Annotated in this window: 13 protein-coding genes; 8 read left to right on the forward strand and 5 right to left on the reverse strand. The window is 66.7% G+C overall.

What is annotated here, in order from left to right; translation table 11 throughout:
* Nucleotides 1-8: 8 nt before the first annotated feature.
* Complete coding sequence (locus tag AC6H34_RS13035; RefSeq protein ID WP_448151357.1) at nucleotides 9-1,178, reverse strand: MFS transporter; 1,170 nt, start codon at nucleotides 1,176-1,178, stop codon at nucleotides 9-11.
* A gap of 834 nt (nucleotides 1,179-2,012) precedes the next feature.
* Between AC6H34_RS13035 and AC6H34_RS13040 the strand changes: the two genes are divergently transcribed.
* From AC6H34_RS13040 to AC6H34_RS13050, 3 genes are all read left to right on the forward strand, one after another.
* Nucleotides 2,013-3,200, forward strand: a complete 1,188-nt coding sequence (locus AC6H34_RS13040; protein ID WP_497539077.1) for a pyridoxal phosphate-dependent aminotransferase — start codon at nucleotides 2,013-2,015, stop codon at nucleotides 3,198-3,200.
* 159 nt (nucleotides 3,201-3,359) lie between these two features.
* Nucleotides 3,360-4,952, forward strand: a complete 1,593-nt coding sequence (locus AC6H34_RS13045; protein WP_497539078.1) for a 5-guanidino-2-oxopentanoate decarboxylase — start codon at nucleotides 3,360-3,362, stop codon at nucleotides 4,950-4,952.
* Between the two features lie 73 nt (nucleotides 4,953-5,025).
* Nucleotides 5,026-6,189 carry an acyl-CoA dehydrogenase family protein gene (locus AC6H34_RS13050; protein WP_497539079.1) on the forward strand — a complete coding sequence of 388 codons (1,164 nt, stop codon included), beginning with the start codon at nucleotides 5,026-5,028 and terminating at the stop codon, nucleotides 6,187-6,189.
* Nucleotides 6,190-6,219: 30 nt separating this feature from the next.
* On the opposite strand, the gene AC6H34_RS13055 is transcribed toward AC6H34_RS13050, so the two are convergent.
* Nucleotides 6,220-6,387 (reverse strand): hypothetical protein, encoded by a 168-nt coding sequence (locus tag AC6H34_RS13055; RefSeq protein ID WP_497539080.1) that lies wholly within the window; start codon nucleotides 6,385-6,387, stop codon nucleotides 6,220-6,222.
* 129 nt (nucleotides 6,388-6,516) lie between these two features.
* Here AC6H34_RS13055 and AC6H34_RS13060 point away from each other — a divergent pair, with 129 nt between their 5' ends.
* The 5 genes from AC6H34_RS13060 (at nucleotide 6,517) to addA (ending at nucleotide 17,868) form a co-directional block, all read left to right on the forward strand.
* On the forward strand, nucleotides 6,517-8,583 hold the full coding sequence (locus AC6H34_RS13060; protein ID WP_448149555.1) for an acetate--CoA ligase family protein: 2,067 nt from the start codon (nucleotides 6,517-6,519) through the stop codon (nucleotides 8,581-8,583).
* 193 nt (nucleotides 8,584-8,776) lie between these two features.
* Nucleotides 8,777-9,565, forward strand: a complete 789-nt coding sequence (locus AC6H34_RS13065) for an enoyl-CoA hydratase-related protein (protein WP_448149554.1) — start codon at nucleotides 8,777-8,779, stop codon at nucleotides 9,563-9,565.
* 110 nt (nucleotides 9,566-9,675) lie between these two features.
* Nucleotides 9,676-10,941 (forward strand): DUF763 domain-containing protein, encoded by a 1,266-nt coding sequence (locus AC6H34_RS13070; RefSeq protein ID WP_497539081.1) that lies wholly within the window; start codon nucleotides 9,676-9,678, stop codon nucleotides 10,939-10,941.
* A 260-nt stretch (nucleotides 10,942-11,201) separates the two neighbouring features.
* On the forward strand, nucleotides 11,202-14,321 hold the full coding sequence (gene addB / locus AC6H34_RS13075) for a double-strand break repair protein AddB (RefSeq protein ID WP_497539082.1): 3,120 nt from the start codon (nucleotides 11,202-11,204) through the stop codon (nucleotides 14,319-14,321).
* A gap of 25 nt (nucleotides 14,322-14,346) precedes the next feature.
* Nucleotides 14,347-17,868: a double-strand break repair helicase AddA gene (gene addA / locus AC6H34_RS13080; RefSeq protein WP_497539083.1), complete on the forward strand. Its 3,522-nt coding sequence runs from the start codon at nucleotides 14,347-14,349 to the stop codon at nucleotides 17,866-17,868.
* A gap of 99 nt (nucleotides 17,869-17,967) precedes the next feature.
* Here addA and AC6H34_RS13085 read toward each other — a convergent pair whose 3' ends face one another.
* The 3 genes from AC6H34_RS13085 to AC6H34_RS13095 all read right to left on the reverse strand — a co-directional run bounded on the left by AC6H34_RS13085 (nucleotide 17,968) and on the right by AC6H34_RS13095 (nucleotide 20,920).
* Complete coding sequence (locus AC6H34_RS13085; protein WP_448149550.1) at nucleotides 17,968-18,711, reverse strand: amino acid ABC transporter ATP-binding protein; 744 nt, start codon at nucleotides 18,709-18,711, stop codon at nucleotides 17,968-17,970.
* A gap of 22 nt (nucleotides 18,712-18,733) precedes the next feature.
* A complete protein-coding gene (locus AC6H34_RS13090) occupies nucleotides 18,734-19,867 on the reverse strand; it encodes an amino acid ABC transporter permease (protein WP_448149549.1) in 1,134 nt (377 codons plus the stop codon).
* A gap of 192 nt (nucleotides 19,868-20,059) precedes the next feature.
* Nucleotides 20,060-20,920, reverse strand: a complete 861-nt coding sequence (locus AC6H34_RS13095; RefSeq protein ID WP_448149548.1) for an ABC transporter substrate-binding protein — start codon at nucleotides 20,918-20,920, stop codon at nucleotides 20,060-20,062.
* Nucleotides 20,921-21,028: the final 108 nt, after the last annotated feature.

The following is a 21,028-nucleotide window of genomic DNA, read 5'->3' on the forward strand; positions in this document are numbered from 1 at the left end:
ACGGCGTTTCAGGCCGCCGCGGCCGGCTCGGCTTCGGTGTCCCGCTTGTCGGACCGTTCCTGGGCCCAGGACACCAGGAACACCACAAGGCCGCCCACCGCCAGGATCGCACCGACCCAGCCGGTCGAGGCCCAGCCGAAGCCGGCCGAGATGGCAATTCCGCCGAGCCAGGGGCCGAGCGCATTGGCGAAGTTGAACGCCGAGTGATTGAGGGCGGCGGCCAGGGTCTGTGCATCGCCTGCCACGTCCATCAGCCGGGTCTGTACAGCCGGGCAGATGGCGAAATTGCAGCCGATCAGGAAGATGCAGAGCGATACCATCCAGGGATTGGAGGCGGTGAGCCAATAAAGCGTCATCACCGCGATCACCCAGATCAGCATGGCACCGATGGTGGGCATCAACGCCCGATCGGCGAGCCGCGAACCGACGACGTTGCCGACGTTCATGCCGAGGCCGAACAGGACCAGCGCGATGGGAATGAAGGCCGGTGAGAAGCCGGAGACCTGCGTAAGGGTCGAGGCGATATAGGAATAGACGGCAAACATGCCGCCCAGCCCGATGGCCGGAATGCCGAGCGTCAGCCAGACCTGCTTGCGGCGTAGCGCCCCGAGTTCGCGCAGCGGGCTGGCGCCGGTCTGCACCTTGTCGAGGGGCATGAAGACCAGGATGAGCAGCGCCGTCAACGCACCGATGGCGCCCACCATCGCGAAGGCGAGGCGCCACCCCAGCGCCTGGCCGAGCCAGGTCGCCACCGGCGATCCCACCAGCGTGGCGAGCGTGATGCCGAGCATCACCCGGCCGACGGCTTGCGCCCGGCGACTGGGTTCGGCCATGCCGGCGGCCACCAGGAAGGCGACCCCGAAATAGGCGCCGTGCGGCAGCCCCGCGAAGAAGCGGAAGCCCACCAGCGAAAGGTAGTTGCCGGCAAGTGCGCTGGCGACGTTGCCGAGGGCAAAGATCACCATCAGCCAGAGCAGCAGGGTACGGCGCGCCATCTTGGCCGAGATCACGGCGATGATGGGTGCACCGACCACCACGCCGAGCGCATAGGCGCTGATCATGTGGCCGGCCTGCGGTTCGGTGATGCCGAGGCCCTGGGCCACGTTGGGCAGGATCCCCATGCTCGCGAATTCACCCGCGCCCACACCGAACGCGCCGACGGCAAGGGCCAGTTCGATCCAGGCTGGGTTGACGCGGCGGGTCTGGGTATCGGCGGGAAGGTCGGAAAAGGAGGCGGCGGCCGGATGGGTCACGATCGGGCTTTCAAATGCGGACAACGTCGAAAACAAACAAAGCAACAGGCCCCACGATGGATCATCGCCGGTTGGAAAAGGCTTAAATTCAGCGGGCTGGGAAGCTTTTTATTGCGTCGCAATATCGCCTGCGGCGTGCGATTTGTAAATCGATTCAATCCTGCATTTCGGCATGGCTGAGGGGCGAGCTATGCCTCCGCCGCGCGGACACTTCGCGGCCGTCCCGAAATGGCACATCCACGGCCCGAAGGGGTGGCCGGACGCCTCGCACAACCCCTGGATCACAGAGTGCGATCGGACCCCGTCAACGTCCCGTGCGCCAGCCGGTGTACCTGCGCCGGACGCTTGCGTTCCGCCGTCGCTGGCCTTGGCATAGACCTCCGCGAGAATGCGCAGCGCCACAGGCTTGCGGGCGTTGTTCTCCCTGCGGAGAAGGAGGCTGGGGCATCGCGGCGCCGGGTTTGGAAAGGTCCCCCGGCATGAGATACAACATGCAGCTTGCAATTCCCGATGTCGCAACAGGCGATGCCGGCGGCGTCCTGCGTCATCCGCCGGTCTCTCCGGGCAGTCAGAATACCGCGGGGGTTACGCCGGATCGCGCGTCGTGATATCCGCTTGCCCATGTCAGAAGAGTCGATGGAGGAAGTCCGGGCGTTCGAAGCGTAGGCGCGAATCCGTTCCTTCCTCTTTCGAGTCTTGATCCTTCCCGCTGTCCATGAGGCTTCCGGACAGGCGGGATCTTTGCTGCAGGAGTGTGCCGTGCGTTTTGCTTCCGTCACCGATCGTCTGGCCGATTTGGGCGCAGCGAAGTGGGCCGTGCATCGCGAGGCCCGCCGCCGCGTCATCGCGGGGCAGGACATCATTGAGCTTGCGATCGGCGAACCCGATACGCCGGCGCCCCAGGCCCTTATCGACGCCACCATCGCCAGCCTCCAGGCCCGCCGCACCAAATATTCCGGCGGACGGGGCGAAAGCTCCGTGCTGCAGTCGATTGCGGCCAAGTACAGCAAGCGTACCGGCCGCGCCATTACCACCGAGAACGCGGCCTACATGCCGGGCACCCAGACTGCCCTCTTCGCCGTCATCGCGGCGCTCGCCGAGGCGGGCAACGAGGTGCTGGTGGGCGATCCGCTCTATGCCACTTATGAAGGCGTGATCCGCGCGAGCGGTGCCGACATGGTGCTGGTGCCGCTCGATCCGGCCAAGGGGTTCCATCTGCAGGCTGCCGATCTCGAAGCCCGTATCACCCCGCGTTCGCGCGTCCTGCTGCTCAATTCGCCGCACAATCCGACCGGGGCGACGCTGACGCGGGAGGAGATCGCCGCCATCGTCGATGTCTGCGCGCGCCACGACCTGTGGATCGTCTCGGACGAGGTTTACGAGACCATGTCCTACGGCTCTCCCTTCGTCTCGCCCTTCGACCTGCCGGAGGGAGCGGAGCGCACGGTGGTGGTCTCCTCGATCTCCAAGTCCCACATGCTCCCGGGCATGCGCGCCGGCTGGTGCGTGGGCCCCGCCGAATTCATCGACCGCATGCTGCCGCTTTCCGAAATGATGCTGTTCGGCGGCCAGCCGTTCATCCAGGACATGACGGCCTTCGCCCTCAGTGCGGATTTCGCCGAGTGCGCCGAAATGGTGGAGAGCTTCCGCCTCCGTGCCGAGATCCTGCCCGAGGCGCTCGCCAACGCTCCGGGCCTGCGCTGCTCCAAGCCCGAGGGCGGCATGTTCGCCATGGTCGACGTCTCCGGCACCGGCCTCGACGGGGAGGCCTTCGCCTGGCGGCTCCTGAACGAGGAGAAAGTCGCCGTCATGCCCGGCAGTTCCTTCGGCCAGCAGGCGGCGGGGCATATCCGCGTCAGCCTCAGCGCCGATGCCGACCTGCTGCGCGAGGCTTCTTCCCGCATGGTGCGCCTGGCAATCCGGCTGACGCAGGGCAAGGCGGCTTAGTTCTTCCGGGGGCCGCAGGCATTCCTGCCTGCCTCCTTGTTGCGGGCTGACCTCGTCCAGCGCAGGCAGGAATGCCTGCGGTCCCCGGAAAGCAGCGCTCTCCCAGTATGAAAAACCATTTGAAGAAGCGGGCTGGAAGTCCGCGCTCCTGAGGGCTCCATGACCGATCATCCGCATCTCGGCACGCTCATCCCGCGGCTTCTGGTCGAGCGGGGCATCGACACGGTTTTCGGCATTCCCGGCGTGCATACGGTCGAACTCTACCGCGGTCTCCCGGGATCAGGGCTGACTCATATCACGCCGCGCCACGAGCAGGGCGCCGGCTTCATGGCCGATGGCTATGCCAGGGCGACGGGCAGGCCCGCCGCCTGCTTCATCGTCACGGGTCCGGGCCTGCTCAATGTTGCTACCGCCATGGGCCAGGCGTTGGCCGACAGCATTCCCATGCTGGTGATTACCACGCTGAATCCGCGCTCCACGCTGGGCCGGGGCGAAGGGCGGCTGCACGAATTGCGCGGCCAGTCCGTGGTTGGCCGCGAGGTCTCCGCGCTGGCGCTGACGGTCCTGACGGCGGACCAGCTTATTCCCGCCTTCGACGAGGCCTTCGCCTTCCTGTCCTCCTCCCGGCCCGGCCCGGTACTGGTCGAGATCCCGATCGACCTCCTCTCGGAGCCTTTCGTCGGCCCGGTCACCCCCATGCGCAAGCCCGCCGGCCCGCCGCCGCCGGCCGCCGGCGATGTCGAAGCTGCCGCTGCCCTGATCGCCAAGGCCCGTAATCCGCTGGTCATCGCGGGCGGCGGTTGCGTGCGAGGGGCGGACGCCGTGCGCGGCCTCATCGAGAAGCTCGGCGCCGCCACCCTGCTGACCGCCAACGCCAAGGGGGTTCTGCCCGCCGGCCACCCCCTGCTGGCCGGCGGCTGCATGTTGACCCCGGCCCTCCACGATGCCATCCGCGAGGCTGATCTCGTCGTAGCTCTCGGCACCGAGCTGGGCGAAACGGAGTTCTGGTACGGGGAGGAGGGGCTCGCCCTCGGCAGTCCGGTGATCCGCGTCGACATCGATGTCCGCCAGCTTTATCGCAATGCCCATCCTGCACTGCCGGTTGTCGGGGAGGCCGGCGCCTTTGCCGCTGCGTTGACGCCGCTGGTGAACACGATCCCCGACGGAACCGCCTACGCCCAAAGGCTTCAGGCGGCGCGGATGGAAGGCGCCGATCCCCGCTACACCCGCCATCGTCCTCTGATCGAGGCGATCTGGCAATTGCTGCCGGATGCCGTCGTTGCGGCCGATTCCACCGCGGCGAGCTATGGCGGCAACTTCATGGCCGAACCGCCGGCCCCGCGCCGCTGGATGAGCGCCGCCACCGGCTTCGGCACGCTCGGCTACGCATTGCCGGCGGCGATCGGCGCCAAGGTGGCGCGTCCGGGCATCCCGGTCGTCTGCATCATCGGCGATGGCGGCCTCCAGTTCACCCTGCCGGAGCTCGCGAGCGCCGCCGATGCCGGCGCGCCGATCATCGTGCTCCTGTGGAACGACCAGCGCTATGGCGAGATCGAGGAATACATGATCCGCAACCAGATCGCGCCGCTTGGCGTGCAACTGCACGCGACCGACTTCTCCGCCGCGGCAAAGGCCTTCGGGGCCGCCCATGTCGCCGCGCGGTCGCTGGGGGAGGTCAAGGTGGCCATGCTGTCCGCGTCGAAGCATCCCGTTACCACCATCATCGAAATGGACGCGTCGCATTACGCCTGATCGATGTCGTGATGGGCACGCTTTGGCGGCCTGAATCGCCGAAGATCGCTGAAATCCAGGGGAGATGGCTTCGATGCAGTTCGCGTTGACCGAAGAACAGGAGATGCTGGTCGAGACGGTCCGCCGCTTTGTCGAGGAAGAACTCTATCCCCACGAGGCGCTGGTCGAGAAGACGGACGAGGTTCCCGACGAACTCGCAGCGGAGATCAAGCGCAAGGCGATCGAACTCGGTCTCTATGCCGCAAACATGCCGGTCGAGGTCGGCGGCGGCGGCCTTGATGCCGTCGGTCTCGCCTTGCTGGAGCGCGAGCTCGGCCGAGCCAATTACGGCCTGCAGATGGTGGTCGCCCGTCCCTCCAACATCCTGCAGGGTTGCAAGGGTGCCCAGCGCGAGCGCTGGCTGCTGCCGGCCGTGCGCGGCGAGCGCATCGACTGCCTGGCCATGACCGAGCCCGGCGCCGGTTCCGACGTCCGCTCGATGAAGACGAAGGCCGTGCGCAGGGGCGACAGCTACGTTATCAACGGCCAGAAGCACTTCATCTCGCATGCCGACAAGGCCGATTTCATCATCCTCTTTGCCGTCACCGGCACGGAGGAAACGAAGCGCGGCCCGCGCAACCAGATCTCCGGCTTCCTGGTCGACAAGGATACGCCCGGCCTCACGGTCCGCCCGGGCCCGCATGCGCTGTCGCATCGCGGCTACCACAATTGCGAGCTCTATTTCGATGATTGCGCGATCCCCGCCGACCAGCTCCTGGGCGAAGAGGGCAAGGGTTTCGACCTGATGAGCGAGTGGCTCGGCGCCACCCGGCTGACGGTCGCCGCGACCTCCGTGGGCCGCGCCCGCCGCGTCATGGAGGAAACGCTGGCATGGGCGGGCCAGCGCAAGCAGTTCGGCCAACCGATCTCGCAGTTCCAGGGCGTTTCCTTCCCGCTGGCCGATCTCGCTGTGGAACTGGAGGCGGCTGACCTCCTGACTCTGCGCGCCGCCTGGCTTCTCGACCACGGCAAGGCGACGGATGCCGATTTCGCCATGGCCAAGCTCGCCGCTTCGGAGATGCTCGGCAAGCTGACCGATCGGGCCATCCAGACCTTCGGTGGCATGGGCCTGATGGATACGCTTCCCATCGCGGGCTGGTGGAAGGACGCCCGCGTCGAGCGCATCTGGGACGGCACCAGCGAGATCCAGCGCCTGATCATCGCCCGCCAGATGCTGCGCCCGCATGAGGGACGGTGAGGGAGTGCCGTTCGGGGCAGTTTCTGATGTTCAACGATCTTTGCGTGCATGCCAGATGCGCGGGCCAAAGCTCGTGTCGCTCATGATTTCGTGACGAAGCTCATAGGCACCCACCACGATGCGGCGCGATTGAGGGGCGAGAAAATCGTCGAGGCGGGCAGGACCGAAGAGAGCGTTGCCGGTCCATCGCAGCTTCATGAACTCGCAAAAAAAGCCCCTCTGCATGCGGCAATTGACGAAAAGCCCACACTCGTCAACCTTGTAGCAAGAACCCTGCCCCTAGCGTTGGCGATCCCCCGCCCGCTTTCCTGCCCATAGGTCCTGTTAATGTCCGTCGTCGATGGCCTCCGCCGCCTCCTGAAGCCCCGTCATATTGCCGTGGCCGGCGGGCGCCTTGCCTCCGTCATCATCCGCGAATGCGATCGCATCGGCTATGCCGGCCCGATCTGGCCCATCCACCCCGAGAAGACGGAGATTGCCGGCCACAAGGCCTATAAGAGCGTGGCCGACCTGCCGGAGGCTCCGGATGCCGTGTTCGTCGCGACGCCGCGCGAACCCACTGTCGAGATCGTTGCGGCCCTCGCCGAACGCGGCGCCGGTGCGGCCGTCTGCTACGCTTCGGGCTTTGCGGAGGAAAGCGAGGATGGGGTGGCCCTGCAGCAGCGCCTTGTCGAGGGTGCCAAGGGCATGCCGATCGTCGGGCCGAACTGCTACGGCGTGCTGAACCTGCTCGACGGCTGCGTGCTGTGGCCGGACACCCATGGCGCCGAACGCGTGGAGCGGGGCGTCGCCATCATCACGCAGTCCGGCAACATCGCCCTCAATATCACCATGCAGCGGCGCGGTCTGCCGATCGCCTATGTGATCGCCGTCGGCAACAAGGCGATCGGCGACCATGGCGACTATATCGAAGCGCTGCTGGCGGATGACCGCGTCACTGCCATCGGCATCCATATCGAATCCATCGACGATGTCGCCCTCTTCTCCGCCGCGGCCATCAAGGCGCTGGAGAAGGGCGTGCCGCTGGTGGTGCTGAAGACAGGGCGTTCCAAGCTGGGCGCCGAGATGGCGATGAGCCACACATCGTCCCTGGCCGGTGCCGACGCCCTCTATGATGCGCTCTTTGCCCGCTACGGGATCTCGCGTGTCGTCGACGTGCCCTCCTTCGTCGAGACGCTGAAGCTGATGCATCTGTTCGGCGGCCTGCCGGGGCGGCGCATCTCCTCGATGAGCTGCTCGGGCGGTGAGGCGGCGCTGATCGCCGACCTCGCGGCCGACCGCGGCCTCGAATTCGCGCCCATCCCCGAGGAGAACGCCGCCCGCATGCAGGAACTGCTCACCGAAAAGGTGCATGTGGCCAATCCGCTCGACTACCACACCTATATCTGGGGCGACGAGCCGGCCAACACGGCGGTCTTCAGCGAGATGCTGGGCTCGGGGTTCGATCTGAACATGCTGGTGCTCGACCAGCCGCGCACCGACCGCGGCCTGGTGCCGGATGGCGGCTTCGCGGCTGCGCGCGCCGCTATCACCAAGGCCGTGAAGGCCTCCGGCGCCCGGGCCGCCGTGGTCTCCTCCCTGCCGGAGAACATGCATGAGGACGACGCCAAGGCGCTGCTGGCCGATGGCGTGCTGCCGATGCAGGGCATGGGTGATGCCCTGACGGCCATCGTGCATGGCGCCAACTTCACGGCGGCCCGTACGCACCAGGACAAGCTCGTGCCGCTCAAGCGTGTCAACCGCATCGATGTCCGCAAGGCACGGCTGCTCAGCGAATACGAGTCCAAGCATCTTCTGAGCCGGCATGGCCTGGAACTGCCGCCGAGCCGCATCGCCGGCACGGTGGAAGCTGCCTCGACCGCGGCGGCGCTCGGCTTTCCCGTGGCGATCAAGATCCACAGCGACAAGATTGCCCATAAGTCGGACGTGGGTGGCGTCAAGCTCGGCCTGCGCTCGCGGGCCGACGTGACAGATGCCGTAGCCTCGATGTCCCACCTGGGTGACCGCTTCCTGGTCGAGCGCATGGTGGAGGGCGCCGTCGCCGAACTCATCGTCGGCGTGGTGCGCGATCCGCAGTTCGGCCCGACGCTCACGGTGGGGGCCGGTGGCGTGCTGGTGGAAGTGCTGCAGGATGCCGCGGTGATGCTGCTGCCGGCCTCGCCGGACGAAATCCGCGAGAAGCTGATGAGCCTGCGCGTCGCCCGCCTGCTGGAGGGGTTCCGCGGCAAGCCGCGCGGCGATATTCGCGGCGCCGTCAAGGCCGTTCTCGCCATTGCCGACTTTGCGGAACGCCACGCCGACAAGCTGGTGGAGCTGGACGTCAACCCGCTCTTCGTGCTTCCGGAAGGACGGGGTGCGATCGCGGCAGACGCACTGATAAGAATGATCGACTGATCCTAGAGGGTTTTGTGTTTTGACGGAATCGGCAGAACGCAAAGACGCGTCGAGAAACAGAGAGCTGGAGAAAAGCGGCGTTTCTACCTAAACGCGCTTTGCTCTTGGGATCGCGGGCATCCTTGTCTGCTTTCCCGGAAATGTTGCGCTTTTCGATGAGGAAGCAGGTACGCCTGCGATCCCAGGGGGAAACATGACCGAAGCCGTCAGACTGGAACGCCGCGGCGCGGTGCTCGAAATTACGCTGGACCGCCCCAAGGCCAACGCCATCAACCTGGCGACCTCGAAGGCCCTCCATGCCGCCTTCCGCACCCTGCAGGATGATCCTGCCTTGCGTGTCGCCATCCTTACCGGCGCGGGGGAGCGCATCTTCTCCGCGGGCTGGGATCTCAAGGCCGCCGCAGCCGGCGACGAGGAGCCCGATACGGATTTCGGTCCCGGCGGTTTTGCCGGCCTCACCGCGTTCTGGGATCTCACCAAGCCCGTAATCGCGGCCGTCAACGGCGTTGCCATCGCCGGGGGCTGCGAGCTGGCACTGGCGGCCGATCTCATGGTGGTTGCCGACCATGCCGAATTCGCGCTGTCGGAGGTCACGGTCGGCCTGGTCGCCGACGCCGGCGGCATACAGCGCCTGCCGCGCCGCATACCCCTTGCCATAGCGACTGAATTGCTGCTCACCGGCCGGCGCTTCACGGCGCGGGAGGCGCATGGCTGGGGGCTTGCGAATGCGGTCGTGCCGATCGGCCGCCTGATGGCGACCGCGCGCCAGCTTGCCGATACCATTGCCGCCAACGCCCCGCTCTCCATCGCCGCCGTCAAGGCCATCCTCTCGGCCACCGAGGGGATGGGCGTGCGCGAGGCCTATGAACATGTCGCCGCCGGCAAGGTCCCGGCCCATCGCGCCATGCAGCTCTCCGAGGATTCTCGCGAGGGTGCGAAGGCCTTCGTGGAAAAGCGCGAGCCGGTGTGGAAGGGGCGGTGAGATTCGAGCGGCGGTCTCCGACCGCGGGCCCGAATCCAGCGCGACCTTTTCTTCTTCGGCAATTCATACTAGAACAATAAGGGAACAATATCGCCGGGGACCGCACGCATTTGGGACAACGCTCAGGCAGCGCCGACCTTCCACTGCATGGTGGCAGGGTGCCGCCCTGGCTGGGCGAGCGCATGACGCGGCTTGGCGCGGTCATCAGCCAGGCCATCGTCCATCACTACGGGCGCGACGAGTTGCTCTCCCGCCTCTCGCATCCCTTCTGGTTCCAGTCCTTCGGCGCCGTGATGGGGATGGACTGGCATTCCTCCGGCATCACGACCAGCGTACTCGGTGCCCTGAAACGCGGGCTCAAGCCGCTCGAGAAAGAGCTGGGCCTTCATGTCTGCGGTGGGCGCGGCAAGCATTCGCGCCGCACGCCCGATGAACTCCTCGCCATCGGTGAAAGGGTCGGCTTCGACGGGCAGGCGATGGCGAAGGTCAGCCGTCTCGTGGCGAAGGTCGACAGCGCCGCGGTGCAGGACGGCTTCGAACTCTACCTGCACGGCTTCATCGTCGCCGACGACGGCAAATGGGTGGTGGTACAGCAGGGCATGAACGGCGACGGCGGCCAGGCCCGACGCTACCACTGGCTCTCGGAGGGGCTGAAGAGTTTCGTGGATGCTCCGCATGCGGGTATCGAGGGAGAGGGACGCGGCGAGATCGTGAACCTGACCGACAGGCGCGCCGCGCGCTCGCGGCGGGCGCAGGTGGACCTTCTCGACGCTCTTGGCCCGGACGGGCTCGCGAGGGAGGCGGCCGCCATCGTGGCGCGCGCCCGGCCCGCTCCGCCTCCGCCCGAGACCGCGCAGCTCAGCCTCCCGCATCTCGTCATGCCAGCCCGCCACGACGTGCGCGAGAGCGACATCCTGGTGCGCCGGCTGCAAGGCAGCCTCGCGGCGGCCGCCGATCGCGGCCCCGCCGATTTCGTTGAACTCCTCGAAGTTCCCGGGGTTGGTGCCCGCACGGTGGAAGCGCTCGCCATGGTGGCGGAAGTGGTCCACGGCGCGCCCTGCCGGTTCAGCGATCCTGCCCGTTTCTCCATCGCTCACGGCGGCAAGGACAGGCATCCCTTCCCCGTGCCCATCAAGGTCTATGACGAGACCATCCGGGTGATGAAGTCGGCCGTGCAGAAGGCCCGGCTCGGCCGGGAGGAGGAACTGGGCGCACTCAGGCGCCTCGACGATCAGGCCCGCCTGATGGAGAGCCGGGCCGCAGGCCCCACGGTGGAGCAGGTGTTCGCACGGGAGCGGCGCGCCTCGCACTCATATGGCGGGCGCAGTGTTTTCGGATGGGAGACGGGTGGAAAGGACGTCCCGGTCCGCTCTTGAAGCGGAGGCTCCAAGGATAGGGCTCGGACGTTGGGGGTGCTCCCGGGATCGCAGGCGTTTCGCCTGCTCTTGGAAACAAGGCTACGAGAAAAGAGAGAGGCAGGCGAGACGCCTGCGGTCCCAGGGATGTCTCTGCCGTCTGCGCTCCTCCGGCGAAGCTGTCATTCCCAAGGGCGGCTGGTTCGACATAGCCCGGATATCGAAGGAGTGTCCTTTTCCCGGGCTTGCAATCCTTGTGAGGCGCCTGTTTATCTCCCAGCATGGCGCATCGCCCGAATCTCCTCACCATCGCACCCGGCTCGCCCTTCCTGGAGACGCTGGTCGATGCCCTGCTGGACGGGCGGCTCGTGCCCGGCTTTGCTCCGCGGCATGATCCGCTGGCGCTATCGGGCGCCACCATCTATCTTCCGACCCGGCGCGCCATCCGTGCCCTGCGCGGCATATTCCTCGATCGCCTGGGCACCGACGCCGCCTTATTGCCGCGCCTGATGGCTCTCGGCGAGATCGATGACGACGAGGCGGCCTTTGCCGATGACGTTTCTTCCGGACTTCCGGAACCCGTTGGCGCCCTTTCCCGGCAGATCGTGCTGACGCGCCTGATCCTGCAATGGAGCACGGCGCTCAAGCAGGCTCTGCTGCCGATCCCTGGCGAAGAACCGGGCGAGCCCCTGCTGATCCCCTCCTCGCCCGGCGATGCCGCGGGGTTGGCAGCCGAACTCGGCCGATTTCTCGACGGGCTGCAGATCGATCGCGTGCCGCCGCAGGCGATTGCCCATCTGGGTGAGAGCCATGCGGGGCTCTACGATCGGTACTGGGACATCACCCAGCGCTTCCTGGCGATCGCAACCGAAGCATGGCCCGGGTATCTGAGGGAAATCGGGCGCGGCGATGCCGTCCTGCTGCGCAATGCCCGCCTGGAGGCGCAGGCGGCAAGGCTCGCCGCCGATTCCGCATCCGGGCCCGTCGTCGTCGCGGGCTCCACCGGATCGATCCCCGCCACACGCGACCTGATCAGGGCGGTGGCCGCCCATCCGCAGGGCGCAGTTGTCCTGCCGGGGCTCGACCTCGACCTCGATCCCGCGGGCTGGGCCGCCATCAACAAGGGGGAGGGTGCGCCGAGCCATCCCCAGGCCGGCCTGTGTGCGCTCCTCGCCGCCATCGGGGTTGAGCGTTCCGGCGTGCGCCTAGTGGCCGAACCGCCGGTATCGCTGTCGCTGCGCGCGGCACTGGTATCCGAGGCGTTGCGACCGGCGGAAACGACGGATCTCTGGGTGGGGCGCCGCCCCGCCGACACAGCGCAAGTAGAGCAGGCCTTTGATGGCGTCGCCCTCGTCGAGGCTGCGCATGAGGGAGAGGAGGCGCTCGCCGCCGCCCTCGCCCTTCGCGAGGCCTTGCTGGAAGAGGGGCGGACGGCCGTGCTCGTCACGCCCAACCGCCAGCTTGCCCGGCGCGTGGTCGCTGAACTCGGGCGCTGGAACATCGAGGCCGACGACAGCGCCGGCCAGCCTCTGGGAGAGTCGCCTCCCGGCCTTTTCAGCCGGCTCGTGCTCGATGCAGCCCTTCGCGATTTCGACCCCATCCCGCTCCTTTCGCTGCTCAAGCATCCTTTCGCCCATCTCGGCTTGCCGCGCGCCGCCGTGCGCCAGGCAACCGCCGCTCTGGAGATCGGGGCCTTGCGCGGGCCGAGGCCCGCCGCAGGCCCCTCCGGACTGGCGCAGGCCCTGGCGCTGGGCAGGGAGAGCCTTGCCGATCCTCATTGCCCATCCGCCCGGCGGGCATTGGGGGAGGCGGATTGGGCAGGGGCCGAGGTGCTGGTGGAAGCTCTCGCTGCCAGGCTCGAACCCTTCGCCGCCCTGCTGCGCCAGAAGGAGGCCCTGCCTGCGGCTGACTTCTTCGCTGCTCATCGCCAGGCGGTGGACGCGTTGGCCATGACGGCTGACGGCGAGGAACCACTTCTCTATCGGGAAGAGGCGGGCGAAGCCCTGCATTCCTATTTCGCGGACCTCGATACCGTCGATCGCGAGGAACTTTCCTTGCCGCCCTTCGAGTATCCAGGCCTGTTCGCCGCCCTGATGGCCGGGCGCTCGGTCCGGGGCGGCGAGCCCAAGCACCCGCGCATCGCCATTTACGGCCTGCTTGAAGCTCGCCTGCTGCCGGTCGGCCGGCTGGTGCTGGCCGGTCTCGACGAAGGCGTCTGGCCGCCGGAGGTGAAGTCCGATCCCTGGCTCAATCGGCCCATGCGCGCGGCGATCGGGCTGTCCTCGCCGGACAAGCGCATAGGGCTGGCCGCCCACGACTTCGAACAGGCGCTGGGTTATCGCGACGTCGTCGTGACGCGGGCGCTCAAACGTGGCGGCTCGCCCACCGTGCCTTCGCGCTGGCTACAGCGGCTCGGCGCCTTTCTGGGACCGGCTTTAGACGCCATGCGCCAGCGTGGCGGACGCTACTGCGGCCTTGCGCGCCTCATCGACCATGCCGATGCGCTGCCCCCCGAACCAAAGGCACCGAGGCCCGCCCCTCTGCTCGCCCTGCGGCCGACGCGGCTCTCGGTGACGCAGATCGAGCACCTCGTCCGCGATCCCTACACGATCTATGCACGCCACATCCTCAGGCTCGAGCCGCTCGACGAGATCGCCACGCCGCCCGGCGCGGCCGACCGCGGCACGCTCATCCATGCGGCACTGGAACGCTTTGCCGCTCTATGCGCCCGTGGCGTACCCGCCGACGCACTGGAGCAGTTCGAAGCCATCGGCGAGGAGCTGTTCGCCGGCCTCTCGGGTTTTCCCGAGGTGCTGGCCTTCTGGCGACCGCGCTTTGCCGCCATCGCTGCCTTCCTGGTGCAATGGGAGCGCGGGCGGCGCCCGCGCCTTGCCGAGGTGCGCAGCGAGGTGCCGGGCAGGCTGACCTGGCAGACTTCGGCCGATCGTGCCTTCACGCTTTCCGCCCGCGCCGACCGTATCGAGACCACTCTCGACGGCACGGTGAGCGTGCTCGACTTCAAGACCGGCCAGGCCCCGACGGCGCGGCAGGTCCAGAGCGGTCTCAATCCCCAGCTTGCCCTCGAGATGGCGATCCTGATGGAAGCCGGCTTTTCCGGCATTCCGGCTCCCGATGTGCTCGGCAATCCCTCGATCGTCCATCTGGCCGCTGGCGGGAAGGGGCCGAGTGAAAAGCCGCTCGAGTTCAAGGATGTAACCGCCCTCGAAGTCGCCCTGGAAAGCCTTGCCCGGCTCAAGGTGCTGATCGATCGCTTCGAGGATGAGAAGACGCCCTATGCCTCGCTGCTGCATCCGATGTTCAAGGGGCGGCGCTATGGCGACTATGATCATCTTGCGCGGGTCCGCGAGTGGTCCGTAAGCGGCGCGGAGGGCGACGAATGAAGCCCGGTGCAGGAGCCTTGCCCGCTTGGCCGATATCGGAGGCCGCGTCATGACGACGTTGCGCCAGCCCTCCGGGGATACCGTGCGAAACCAGAGGCTTGCCTCCGATCCCACGCTGTCGGCCTGGGTTTCGGCCAATGCCGGCTCGGGCAAGACGACGGTGCTGACGCGCCGTGTCATCCGCCTGCTCCTGGCGGGCGTGGATCCCTCGGCCATTCTTTGCCTCACCTTCACCAAGGCTGCGGCCGCGAACATGCAGAACCGCATCTTCGCGCTTCTCGGCCAGTGGGCCGTGATGGAGGACGGCAAGCTTGCGAAGGCCGTTGCCGACATCAGCGGCGTCCGGCCCGAGGAGGCCGGACTCAGGCGCGCGCGCCAGCTCTTCGCCTCGGCCATCGAGACGCCGGGCGGCCTCAAGATCCTGACCATCCATGCCTTCTGCGAACGCGTACTTCATCTCTTTCCGTTCGAAGCCAATGTGCCGGCGCAATTCTCGGTGCTGGACGACCGGGCAGGCCGGGAATTGCTGGACGCCGCTCGCTCCAGCCTGATCGAGGAGGCCAATGCCGAGCCGGACGCTGCGCTCGGCCGGGCCATGGCGCGGCTGGTCGAGGACACGGGCGAGGGTGCCTTCGACGGGTTGCTTGCCGAGATCACCGGCGAACGCGAGGCGTTGCGGCCTTTCCTGCAGGACAGGGGCCGGGAGGATGCGCTGGGGCAGCTGCGGGTGCTGCTCGACCTGCACCCCGGCGAGAGCGTGGCTTCCATCGAAGCGGCCATCGACGAGGCAGGGATCCCGGTGAGCGAATGGCCGGCGCTGGCTGCGTCGCTCCGGGAATATGACAGCAAGCGTGTGCAGGATCTGGCCGCCCGCCTGGAACAGGCCGTCGCTGCCGCGCCGGGTCAGCGTGCTTCCGCCTATCGAGGCGTCTTCCTGACCGGGACCGGCGAGGCCCGCTCGCCCAATGCCTTCCTGGTCAAGGATTTTTCCAAGGACTATCCCGGCTATGCCGAGCAGTTGCAGGAAGAGCTCTCCCGTATCGCGACACTGCTGGAGCGCCGCAAGGCGGCTGCCGCCTATGAGCGAACAGAGGCCCTGCTGGCCGTCGCTGCCGCCCTGCTGGGGCGGTACAAGGCGGGCAAGGCGGCCCGTGCGGCGCTCGATTTCGACGATCTCGTGCAGCGCGCGGCCGATCTCCTCAGTCGCGCCGGAGCCGAATGGGTGCTCTACAAGCTCGATCGCGGCATCGACCACATCCTGGTGGACGAGGCGCAGGACACGAGTCCCGCGCAGTGGGCCATCATCGAGAGGCTGGCTCATGAGTTCACCGCCGGAGCTGGCGCGCGCGTCGAGCGCCGCACCATCTTCGCGGTCGGTGACGAAAAGCAGTCGATCTTTTCTTTCCAGGGTGCCGCCCCGGCGGAGTTTGCCCGTATGCGCGCGCATTTCCGCACCAGGGTCGGAGAGGCACGCGATGCCTTCGGCACCCCGCAGCGTTTCGAGGCGATCGAACTGAAGCAATCCTTCCGCTCGACGCCCGATGTGCTCAAGGCGGTCGATCTCGTCTTCGCCGAGGCCGACAACCGGCGGGGCCTGTCCTCCGACGACGTGCCGACCGTGCATGAAACGGTGCGAGCCCACGACCCCGGCCGGGTCGAGGTCTGGCCGGTGGAGAAACCGCTGCCCTCTCCCGAGATAGCAGCCTGGGATGCTCCCTTCGACGACACGCCGGTATCGAGCCCCGTGGTCCGGCTTGCCCGCAGGATCGCCGGCGAGGCCAGGCGCCTGATCCGCAATGGCGATGCAGCTACCGGGGCGCGCTACCAGGCCGGCGACATAATGGTGCTCGTGCGCAGCCGCAACGCGCTGTTCGAGGCCGTCATCCGGGCGCTCAAATATGCCGGTGTGCCCGTTGCGGGCGCGGACCGCATCGTGCTCACCGACCACATCGCCGTAATGGACCTCGTGGCCCTGGCGCGCTTCACCCTGCTGCCGGACGACGATTTGACGCTGGCGACCGTGCTGAAGGGACCGCTGATCGGCTTCGACGACGACGACCTCATCCGTCTCGCACCGGAGCGCAAGGGTACGCTTTGGGCGGCGCTGGCGGAGGCGGCAGAAGACGACGAACGCATGGCCTATGCCCGGCACCGCCTCTCTCGATGGTTGGACGAGGCGGCCTTCAAGACGCCCTTTGCCTTCTTTGCCGATATCCTGGCCCGTGATGGTGGCCGGCGCGTGCTGCTTGCACGCTTCGGCCACGAGGCCGCCGATGCCCTGGATGAGTTCCTGCGCATCGCCGGCGATTACGAACGAGGCAATACGGCCAGCCTCCAGGGCTTTCTCGCATGGCTCGCCGAGGCCAGGGCGGAGATCAAGCGCGATATGGACGTGGCGCAGGGCGAAGTGCGCGTGATGACAGTGCACGGCGCCAAGGGGCTGGAGGCGAAGATCGTCATCCTCGCCGATACCTGCTCGGCGCCGGATGGCCGGCATGATCCGAAACTCTTCTGGGTCGAGAGCCCCGGCCGGGGCGCGGGCAGCGAAATCCCGCTGTGGTCCTCCAGCAAGGTCGCTGATCCAGCGGCGGCCGGCGAGGCCCGCGCGAGGATCCGTGCCGAGAACGAAGCCGAGCACCGCCGCCTCCTCTATGTGGCGCTTACCCGCGCGGAGGATCGCCTCGTCGTCGCAGGTTTCGAGGGCGCCACCGCGCGGCGCCCCGGCAACTGGTACGACATGATCGCCCTTGCGCTGAGCGCTGCCGGCGCACGGGTCGAAACCGATGGCGAGGCGGAACGCCTCGTCTACGAGCCGACGCCTCGGCGGCCCGTGGAACAAAGGTCGGCCCCGATGGGCCGCGGGAGCGTTCCCGCACCGGCCTGGCTTTTCGAAAAGGCGGCACCGGAGAGGCCGTCCGAGGTCGCGCTCAGCCCGTCCGAACCCGAACATCCCGAGGAGCTCGCTGGCCTTGCCGCCGAGCCGCCCGACCCCAGGGTCCTGCGCCGCGGCGCCCTCATCCATGCCCTGCTGCAATATCTGCCTGGGGTGGCGTCAGCTGGCAAAAGCGAGGCTGCCCTCGCCTTTCTGTCCCGCGCCGCGCCCGAATGGCCGGAGGATCACCCGGCCTGGGCCGAGGAGGCTCTCGCCGTGCTGGGCCTCCCCGAGCTTTCGCGTTTGTTCGGCACAGGCAGCCGGGCCGAAGTCTCGCTGGCTGGCCGCCTTGCGCGACATGGTGCGCCCGACTACGCGGTCTCGGGCCGTATCGACCGCCTTGCTGTCGATGCGGCTGGCATCCTCATCGCGGATTTCAAGACCAATCGCCGGCCGCCAGCGAGCCTCGCATCCGTGCCCGAAGCGTATCTCCGCCAGATTGCGGTCTACCGCCATCTTCTCTCCCGGCTATATCCCGGCCGGCCGGTACGGGCGCTCCTGGTATGGACCGCGACGGCAAGCGTGATGGAATTGCCGCAAGAGGCAATGGAGGAAATCCTCAGAGCGGACTTCGGTGTCCTTCCCAAGGCCGCAGACGTCCCGCCTGGTCCTTGAAACCGGCGGTCTCCGGGAGATCGACGTTCTGCGTTGCCCAGGCTTCCACCCGGAGGGCCAGCCCCTCCGGGCGGAATGCCTGCGCTTCCGGGAAGGTTCCTACAGCCGCCCCGCCTCGATGATGCGCTGCAGGAAGGCGCGGGTGCGTTCCTCCTTGGGATCCCCGAAGATCTGGGCGGGCGGACCCTCCTCGTGGACCTTGCCGCCATAGAGGAAGCAGATCTTGCTGGCGACCTCTCGCGCGAAGCCCATCTCGTGCGTGGCCAGCAGCATGGTCATGCCTTCGGCGGCGAGGTCGCGCACGATGTTGAGCACTTCGGACACCAACTCCGGGTCGAGGGCCGAGGTGATCTCGTCGAGCAGCAGCACCATCGGCCCCATCGCCAGGGCGCGGACGATGGCGACGCGCTGCTGCTGGCCCCCCGAGAGTTGGTCGGGATAGGCGGTGGCGCGATGCTCCAGCCCGATGCGCTTGAGCAGCGACAGGGCGCGCGTTTCCGCTTCCTCGCGCTTCTGTCCAAGCACCTTCGTGGGCGCGAGCATGACATTCTCGACCACGCTCATATGTGGGAACAGGTTGTAGCTCTGGAACACGATGCCGACGTCTCGCCGGAGGGCATTGACGTCGACCCCCGGTCCCGTCATGCGGTCACCATGGATGCGGATCTCGCCGCCCTGGATCTGCTCGAGCCCGTTCATGCAGCGCAGCAGCGTGGACTTGCCGCATCCCGAGGGGCCGATGAGGCAGACCACCTGATGCTCGTCGACATTCATGCTGAGGCCGTCGAGGATCTTGACCAGGCCGTAGGATTTCTTGACGTCTCGAATTTCAATCATCGCCATCGGCGTTGCCCTTCCTGTTGGCTCAGGCGTGCATGCGGCGCTGGTCGCGCTCGAGCAGCTTGTCGACGAAACGGGCCTGGGGGATGGTGATCAGGATGAACAACAGAGCCACCGTCGACACGGGCGACAGGTTGAAATTGTTGGCCGCGATGATGCGGGCCTGGTTGAAAGCATCGATCGAGCCGATGACATTGATCAGGGCCGTATCCTTCTGCAGGCCGATGAAGTCGTTCAGCAGCGGTGGGATCATGCGGCGCACCGCCTGGGGCACCACGACATAGCGCAGCGTCTGGAAGAAGGAGAGCCCGAGCGAGCGCGCCGCCGAGACCTGGCTGCGATGGATGCTCTCGATGCCGGAGCGGTAGACTTCCGCCACGTAGGCGCCGTAGGTCAGCGTCAGGGCGATGATGGCGTAGGTTTCCGGCGCGAGGTTGCTGAGATAGGGCAGGCCGGTGAGCGGGATGCCGAAGCCGACCAGGTAGATGTTGATGATCGCCGGCAAACCGCGGAACATGTCTGTGTAGATGATCGCCATCAGGCGCACGGGCCGGCCGGCTTCGCCCGGTATCAGACGAGCGATGGCGACGATCAGGCCCCAGATCAGCACGCAGATCTGGGCGACGACGGCGACGTAGATGTTGATCCGGAACGCCCACAGCACCGGCTTGAACGAGTCGATGATGAGAGGGATCTTCAGGAAGGTGCCGCTGACGGCGAGATTGTTGGCCATCAGGAATTGGGCGGCTGCCAGGAGAATCACCACCATCGCGCTGTAGCCGAGTGCCGAGTAGGCACTGTCCCGCACCACGGCTGTGGCGGTTCTGGCCGCGATCAGGTCGTTCGTCGCAAGGGCCTGCTTGGCGGCCAGGGACTGGCGCCAGGAGGTCGTGGCCGGTCTGAGAAGCAGCAGCACGACAAGGCCCAGCAGCACCAGAATGGCTGCCACGGCGAGCCCGCCCGCGTCGAGCGAGACAAGGGCCGCATGGATGTCGCGCAGTGTCTTCCACGTCATCAGGATGACGATGACGCTGACGACGAGGGCGGTGATCGCCCAGCTCGTCGCATCCTTGGGTGGAGCGCCGGCACTCCAGCGTCGCTCGCCGCCGAACAGGCCAAGCGTCGGCTTGCCTGCCGGCTGATCAGGGGTCACGGACATCGCGCGCGTTTGCCTTCTGGGCCTCGTCCGGCGAACGGAAGTCAACCGGGACGACGGTCAAATCGAGGAAATGGGAAGAAGCCGCCATTCCATGGCACTTCCGCTGCCGAGACACGGAACGCACCCCCAGCAAACGATACCCCGGAACGACAACACCGGATCGCTTGGGAGCGATCCGGTGCGACAGCACGATCAGGGCTTCACGTAGGGGATCTTGGCCGGATCGGCACCCCAGGCATCGGCCAGATATTTCTTCGACAACGCAGCGAAGGTACCGTCCTTCTTCATGTCGTCGATCATCTTGTTGAAAACGGCCTCGTTGGCCGAACCCTTCGGATAAAGTGCGCCATACGATTCGCCAGTGGTGTACTGGGCCGGCACTTCGATCATGCCGTGCGAGTTGGTGGCGACACCCAGCATGATCGACGTGTCATGCAGGCCTGCGTCGATCTGGTTGGCCATGATGGCCGTGCTCAGCGCGCCGGTATCACTGAATACCTTCACTTCCTTGGGATGCAGGTTCTTGTCCACGAAGGACGCGCCCGTGGTGCCCTGCATCACCCCGATGCGCATGTCCTTGACCGTGTCGGGCGTGTAGCTGGTGCCCTTCTTGACCGCGACGCCGATGTCGGAGTCAAAATAGGGGGTGGAGAAGTCGACCACCTGCTTGCGCTTGTCGGTGATCGAGATTTCGGCGAGGGCGATGTCGAAATCCTTGGTCTGGGCGGCCACGAGGGCATCGAAGGAGACGTTGACCACCTTCACCTTGTCGAGGCCGGCGCGGTAGGCCATGATCTGCGCCATGCAAAATTCATAGCCGTCTTTCATCGCGTCCGGCGAGTCGCCGTTCCACCAGGCCGGAGCCGGCAGCGAGGTCTGGACCGTGAGCTGGCCCTCGATGGCTGGCTTGATCGGGTCGGAGCCCTTGGTCCCGGTGACCTCGCAATTGCCGATCATCTCGGCCTTGGCCGCGGGAGTTGTCGCCGATGTCAAAACAAGAGCTGCGAAAGCTGAACAGCTCAAGGTGACCCAGAATGAGATGCGGGTTTTCATGAAGCGATACCTCCTGTGACGGCATGGAAACCTTGGATTTTGACCAAGATGTTGTAATTATACTTCTATCGATCTCGGTGTCTCGCGCAGATGTGAGTTCGAGAACGC

The organism is Labrys sp. ALF-8, from assembly GCF_059699065.1.